Below are 6,257 nucleotides of genomic sequence, written 5' to 3'. Positions count from 1 at the left end.
CCTTGAATGGTCACGCTTTGTTCTCGACCTGTGGTTTTGTCTAAAGCCGTAACCTGCAAAATTCCATTGGCATCAATATCGAAAGACACTTGAATTTGAGGAACGCCTCGCGGTGCAGGGGGAATCCCTGTCAGCTTAAATCGACCCAACGACTTATTATCCGCCGCCATTTCCCTCTCACCCTGGAGAACATGAATTTCCACCAGCGTTTGATTGTTGTCACCGGTTGAGAATATGTCTGATTTCCGGGTAGGAATTGTGGTATTTCGGGGAATCAGCTTTTTCATGACACCCCCAATGGTTTCTAACCCCATCGACAAAGGCGTCACATCTAATAAAAGGATATCCTTCACCTCATTGCTGAGAATTCCCGCCTGAATAGCGGCTCCCACGGCTACCACTTCGTCGGGGTTAACGTTCTGATTCGGTTCTTGATCAATAAAGCTCCGCACGAGTTGTTGCACCAGTGGGATACGTGTCGAGCCACCTACCAAAACCACTTCATCAATTTGGCTGGGACTTAAGGCCGCGTCTTGTAGGGCACGTTTCAATGGGCGGCGCAATCGACCGATCAGATCTGCACATAGAGTCTCAAACTGGGCACGGGTGAGCCGAGTTTCTAAATGCTTGGGTCCATCTTCTGTCGCCGTGATAAACGGTAAATTGATATCTGTAACACTCACCCCTGAAAGCTCAATTTTGGCTTTTTCCGCCGCCTCATTTAAGCGTTGCAGGGCTTGGCGATCGCGTCTTAAATCCACCCCTTCGGTTTCCAAAAACTGCTCCGCCAACCAATCAACAATTTTGCGGTCAAAATCATTCCCACCCAGTTGAGTATCACCACTCGTGGCCTTGACTTCAAACACCCCATCCCCAACGTCTAGGATGGAGACATCAAACGTACCCCCTCCCAAGTCAAAAACCAAGATAGTCTGACTCTCTTTGCGATCCATCCCATACGCCAAAGAGGCTGCCGTTGGCTCATTGAGAATACGCAGAACTTCTAAACCTGCAATTCGTCCGGCATCTCGTGTCGCTTGCCGCTGAGAATCATTGAAGTAAGCAGGAACTGTAATCACGGCACCCGTCACGGGCTGCCCCAGATAGCGACCGGCCTCATCTGCCAATTTCCGCAGCACCATTGCCGAAACTTCTTCGGGGGCAAATTCCTTCTTCAAACGGGGGCACCTAATTTTCACGCTGCCAGTTTCATCTCGGCGAATCGTGTAGGAAACGCGTCTAGACTCTGGACTGACTTCGTCATATTTGCGTCCAATGAATCGCTTGACGGCATAAAACGTATTCTGGGGATTGAGCACGGTTTGGCGACGTGCCATTTGTCCGACCAAACGCTCCCCATCCTTACTGAAGCCAACGACCGAAGGTGTTGTCCGCATCCCTTCTGCATTGGCAATTACAACCGGCTTGCCACCCTCCATGACCGCTACCACAGAGTTTGTTGTACCCAGGTCAATGCCGACTACCTTGCCCATGCGTGCTTTTATCTCCTCTCGGTTTCGGTGCCAAATCGCTCAACGACTTTACTTATCCTATATACTGCTGACAATAGAGTCTCCTGGATAGATATTGGTATAAAGGATTGCATCACACAAGACTCTTCATTTTCAGCGACGTTTAAGCTGTGTCCTGAAGTGCTGAAACTATTGTATCGTGCTGAAGTTGCCTGTCTGGTCAAGGCGATTGCCAAATGCACAGCGACTGACCTCAACAAATCATTGCTCCTCTGTATCATCGCTTAGTTTAAGGCTTCTGAAATATTCTCCTATTGCCTTGTGGAGCTTTTTCACTAACCTTACTTGCCATTGCCCAAGCCGGAGTTCCTAACCTAAAAGGAAACCAGCAAAGGCGATCGCATAACATCCAGCGACAACACCGAATCATCGCCATTCATTACTTCATAACCTTGTTTTTTGTCAACCCATATCCGTTCACCCAAACACTAGAACTCGGACACCTTAGCAAATCTTTGATCGGGGGTAATAGCCTATATAACTTTCTTACTTAATTGTGTTATGCGCTCATTTATGTATTACGCTGTATAACGTTAGTGTTGCGACTGTGTCCAATAGGTTTAATGACCTCAGGCAATTACGAACTGGTACCTCCTCGTTGCCTGAGGTTTTCTCTTTGGAGCCTGAAATCTCGTCGGAAGGATTCTCAACCCCAACATTAACCTGACCTAAATAGCTTGGAACGAAAATGATGATTAACCGATTGTCGTCACATTCGCCAAGAACCGATGGATCAGTTTTGTATTCAATTTAACATTATTAGTACACTAATTACGATAAATGCTACTGGGAAGATAGAAAGCTATATCACCCAATCTGCTTTCACCGTTAATCCCTAGAAACCAAATATATGTCCACAGCCCCTAATCTCATTTCCAAAAATAAATGCTTTGGCGGTACAGTGAACTTTTACCAACACCAATCTCAGACTTGTAATGGCGAAATGCGATTTGCCATTTACCAACCCCCTCAAGCCAAATTAGAACGAGTGCCAGTGCTCTATTTTCTCTCTGGCTTAAGCTGCACCGAAGAGAACTTTATGGTTAAAGCAGGTGCCCAACAATTAGCGGCTGAATATGGATTGATGCTGGTTGCACCCGATACCAGCCCTCGTAATACAGGAATTGTCGGTGAAGAGGATGACTGGGATTTTGGCGCGGGTGCGGGTTTTTATGTGGATGCGACGGTGGAACCGTGGGCGTCGCGCTACCGGATGTATAGCTATGTCGTCCACGAGTTACCCGATTTGATTGCTGAACATTTCCCGGTGCAACCCGATAAACAGGGCATTTTTGGCCATTCCATGGGAGGACATGGAGCACTGATTTGTGCCCTAAGAAACCCTGAACAGTACAAATCGGTTTCTGCCTTTGCTCCCATCGCAGCACCCAGGCGCTGTCCGTGGGGGCAAAAAGCCTTTACAAATTACTTGGGTTCCGATCCAGAAAGCTGGCGTCCCTATGATGCCAGTGAACTGGTACTCATCGCCGGCTATAACCGTCCCATCCTAATCGATCAAGGTACGGCAGACCCTTTTTTAGAAGAGCAGTTACTGCCTGAGGTATTTCAACAGGCTTGTGAAACGGTCGGTCAACCCTTAACATTGCGCTTTCAGGAAGGCTATAACCACAGTTACTACTTCATCGCCACCTTTATTGCAGACCATATCCGTTACCATGCGGCGGCTTTATGTAGCTGAACGCCTTAGCGTGTGACTCTCCTCACAACCCTAACTCCAAACAATCACGTGAGTTAAAAAGACTTCATCACAACCGATCTTGGGATTTTCCTTGATATTAGAAATAGCTACTACAATTCTCATGCCTATGCAGTGTCCGACGATTCTGCAAGAACCCCCCAAAGAGGGTATAAAACCCTCATCCCTTCACTTGTTTGTGAGAGGTAGTTTGGACTTCTTGTGATGTCAACCGATGCTGCCTGATTCCCTCAAATCCCCCTATTGATTCACGTTGAGAGACTTCTCTATGTTTGACCCTACCCAATTACTCATTGACCACTTTGTACAACAGATCCGAGAAGGGTACCACCGTACCTACGGAGGCTGGAAATCTGACTATGCAGACATTATTGGCTGGGCGGGTGGCATGGCGTTGGAAAACATTGCCAACAGTGATGCCCTTTATCACAATGTCGAGCATACCATTCTAGTCACCTTGGTTGGACAGGAAATCTTGCGTGGCAAGCACATCCGGGAGGGTGGCATTTCCTGTGAAGACTGGATGCACGGTATCATCTCCTTGCTTTGTCATGACATCGGTTATGTCAAAGGGGTTTGCCGTCTAGACCGACCCACGGAAGGCTTGTACGCTACAGGTGTAGGCGATGAGATGGTGGCTTTACCTCCAGGTGCGAGTGATGCCTCCTTGACTCCCCACCACGTAGACCGAGGCAAACTGTTTATTGAAGAGCGCTTTGGCGGTCACATCCTGATTGATGCTGATGTGATTAAGCGCAACATTGAACTGACTCGTTTCCCAGTTCCTACCGATGAAGACCATCAAGATAGAATTAACTGTCCGGGTTTGGTGAGAGCGGCTGATTTAATTGGTCAGCTTTCTGATCCTAGATACTTGAAGAAAATTAGCGCTTTGTACTATGAATTTGAAGAAACTGGGGTCAACAAAGCGTTAGGTTATCGTCATCCTGGAGACTTACGCCAAAACTATTCCAAGTTTTATTGGAATGGGGTTTATCCCTATATCAAAGATGCGCTGCGCTATTTAGAGCTGACGCTTGAGGGGAAGCAAATCATGGCGAACCTTTACGCCAATGTGTTTGTGGTTGAGCATGAACAAACTGCTGCTGTTGTAACGGCAGCTTAAGGGGTAAAGGGGTATATCTCTAGTTGAGGCTTCATTTAAGTTGGATCAATTGGAATCTGAAAGCCTGAAATTCCTCTAAAATTGGAGGAATTCCAGGTACTTTTACATTCATTCATAAACCCCAGATTTAACGATTTCCTGAAGATTCAACAATGGCACCACGAGTTTTGAGGTCTTGGCGTTGCTGATGGCTTAATCCAATTCCCGTTCCCAAGTAGCACCCTTCGACTAAAGCCTCTGACCATACCGTTTCATTCAGAGTTGCACCGCTCAAATCGGCTTCTCTCAAATCCGCTCTAGTAAAATTAGCAAAGATTAAGTCTGCCTCTAACAATCGACTTTTTTGCAAATTTGCCCCGGTCAAATCTCCGCGAATAAAATTGACCCCATCCAATATTAAGCCCGATATATCAGCTCCTCGAAGATTCGGAAATTTAATTTGATTTGGAGCCTGAAAAAAACGCATGATACAGGTGATATTGGCCTGATTTAGCGGTATTTTTGCTAAAAAATCGTATCTGGCTAGTCCAAGCTGCTTCAGGATTAATAGACGTTGCTGACTATTTTGCTCTAGAAAATGAATGGAGTTCAAATAGAGGTCTTGAGTGGGCGAATTGAGCATTCAATCAAAATGTAAGAGTGACCAGGTGTTGAATATTCTTATTCTATTTTGATCAAGATGGTACTTTCCAGATGGATGGGTGGGGATTGGATTAAAAAATCGATGGAGTGCCAATCATTCCTCTTAACCAAAGACACTTAAATTGAGAGTTTGTACCAGTTGCTGCAATAAAAATAAACCCGCCTTGGAGTTACCGGCCTCATCTAAGGGTGGACTGTAACACGCGATCGCACCTTGAAAAGGTATCACCGCTAACACGGCACCACTTACCCCTGACTTGGTCGGTACTCCCACCTGCACAGCGAAGCGGCTGGACGCTTCATACAAACCACAGGTTGTGATTAAGGCATTAACGATTCGGCGATTTTTTGGTAAAATATTTTTATAATCCTGTACCAGAATCATGCCCAATTGAGTTAAATCAGCAACCGTTCCAGCTAAGCAACAGATGTGTTGGTAGGTATCCAAAGCCATTTCCACGTTGTCCAGATAACCTGACTCAGCCAGCAGGTTAGCCAGGTTTCGATTACGTTCATTCGACCGGGAACGCACCGAATTCAGCATGGCTTGATCTAAAAACAGATGGCTATTCGAGCGTTGATTGAGCCACTGACGAAGGGTTTCGCAACGAGACGAAGCATCTTCACCGGGGAGCAAGTCAGCCAGTGCGATCGCACCACTATTAATCATCGGGTTACGAGGCCAACCCTTGTCTGTTTGTAATTGTATTAGAGAATTATAAGGTTCGTGAGAAGACTGGATGCCGACACGGGAAAATACAGTCTGTGCGCCCAACTGCTCTAGCAAAAATAGCAGCACAAAGGGCTTGACCACACTCATCAGGGGAAACGATAGACTAACATCACCTGCCGAAACAATTTGACCCTCGATACTTCGCGTCTGTATTGCCAACCCGGTGGGATTAGCCTGAGCCAGCAGCGGGATATAGTTGGGTAGTTGTCCCTCTTGGCTGTGAGTTTGTGCTTGAATTGCCCAATCATTCAGTTGAGCCTGAGTGAGAGCGGCTAATCCTTTAGCGGATATTCTGGACACGCTATTCCCTGATTCAGACATGAGTTTCGTCTATACAATCCTGCTACCAATCTATATTTGATGGGTCGGAATGATTAGTAAAAATCTAAGAATCAATCCGGAAACTGATCACTTCAGCAAGTAGCTAAATGTATTCCCCCAAGCATGAAAAATGTAAGTCAACAGCAGAGAAATTACAGCCAACCACAGCGAGCTCTCTTCCACTCG

5 protein-coding genes (1 of these 5 running past the window's edge) are annotated in these 6,257 nt (G+C 46.4%); 2 read left to right on the top strand and 3 right to left on the bottom strand.

Features of this window, described 5'->3' with window-relative positions; genetic code table 11:
• Window positions 1-1,493, bottom strand: partial view of a molecular chaperone DnaK gene (dnaK, locus tag MIC7113_RS30730; protein WP_015186098.1) — the 5' portion only. The gene continues 562 nt to the left of window position 1, outside the view; 1,493 of the gene's 2,055 nt are visible here — the first part of the coding sequence; its start codon is at window positions 1,491-1,493; its stop codon lies beyond the left edge, outside the window.
• 889 nt (window positions 1,494-2,382) lie between these two features.
• Between dnaK and fghA the strand changes: the two genes are divergently transcribed.
• Window positions 2,383-3,231, top strand: coding sequence for an S-formylglutathione hydrolase (gene fghA / locus MIC7113_RS30725; RefSeq protein WP_015186097.1), 849 nt, complete (start codon window positions 2,383-2,385; stop codon window positions 3,229-3,231).
• A gap of 286 nt (window positions 3,232-3,517) precedes the next feature.
• Complete coding sequence (locus MIC7113_RS30720; protein ID WP_015186096.1) at window positions 3,518-4,375, top strand: Npun_R2479 family HD domain-containing metalloprotein; 858 nt, start codon at window positions 3,518-3,520, stop codon at window positions 4,373-4,375.
• Between the two features lie 127 nt (window positions 4,376-4,502).
• On the opposite strand, the gene MIC7113_RS30715 is transcribed toward MIC7113_RS30720, so the two are convergent.
• Window positions 4,503-4,997, bottom strand: a complete 495-nt coding sequence (locus MIC7113_RS30715; RefSeq protein WP_015186095.1) for a pentapeptide repeat-containing protein — start codon at window positions 4,995-4,997, stop codon at window positions 4,503-4,505.
• A 123-nt stretch (window positions 4,998-5,120) separates the two neighbouring features.
• Window positions 5,121-6,071, bottom strand: a complete 951-nt coding sequence (gene glsA, locus MIC7113_RS30710) for a glutaminase A (RefSeq protein ID WP_015186094.1) — start codon at window positions 6,069-6,071, stop codon at window positions 5,121-5,123.
• Window positions 6,072-6,257 lie beyond the last annotated feature (186 nt).

Origin of the sequence: Allocoleopsis franciscana PCC 7113 (assembly GCF_000317515.1) — a bacterium.
GTDB lineage: Bacteria > Cyanobacteriota > Cyanobacteriia > Cyanobacteriales > Coleofasciculaceae > Allocoleopsis > Allocoleopsis franciscana.
This window is presented reverse-complemented; position numbering and strand designations above follow the sequence as displayed.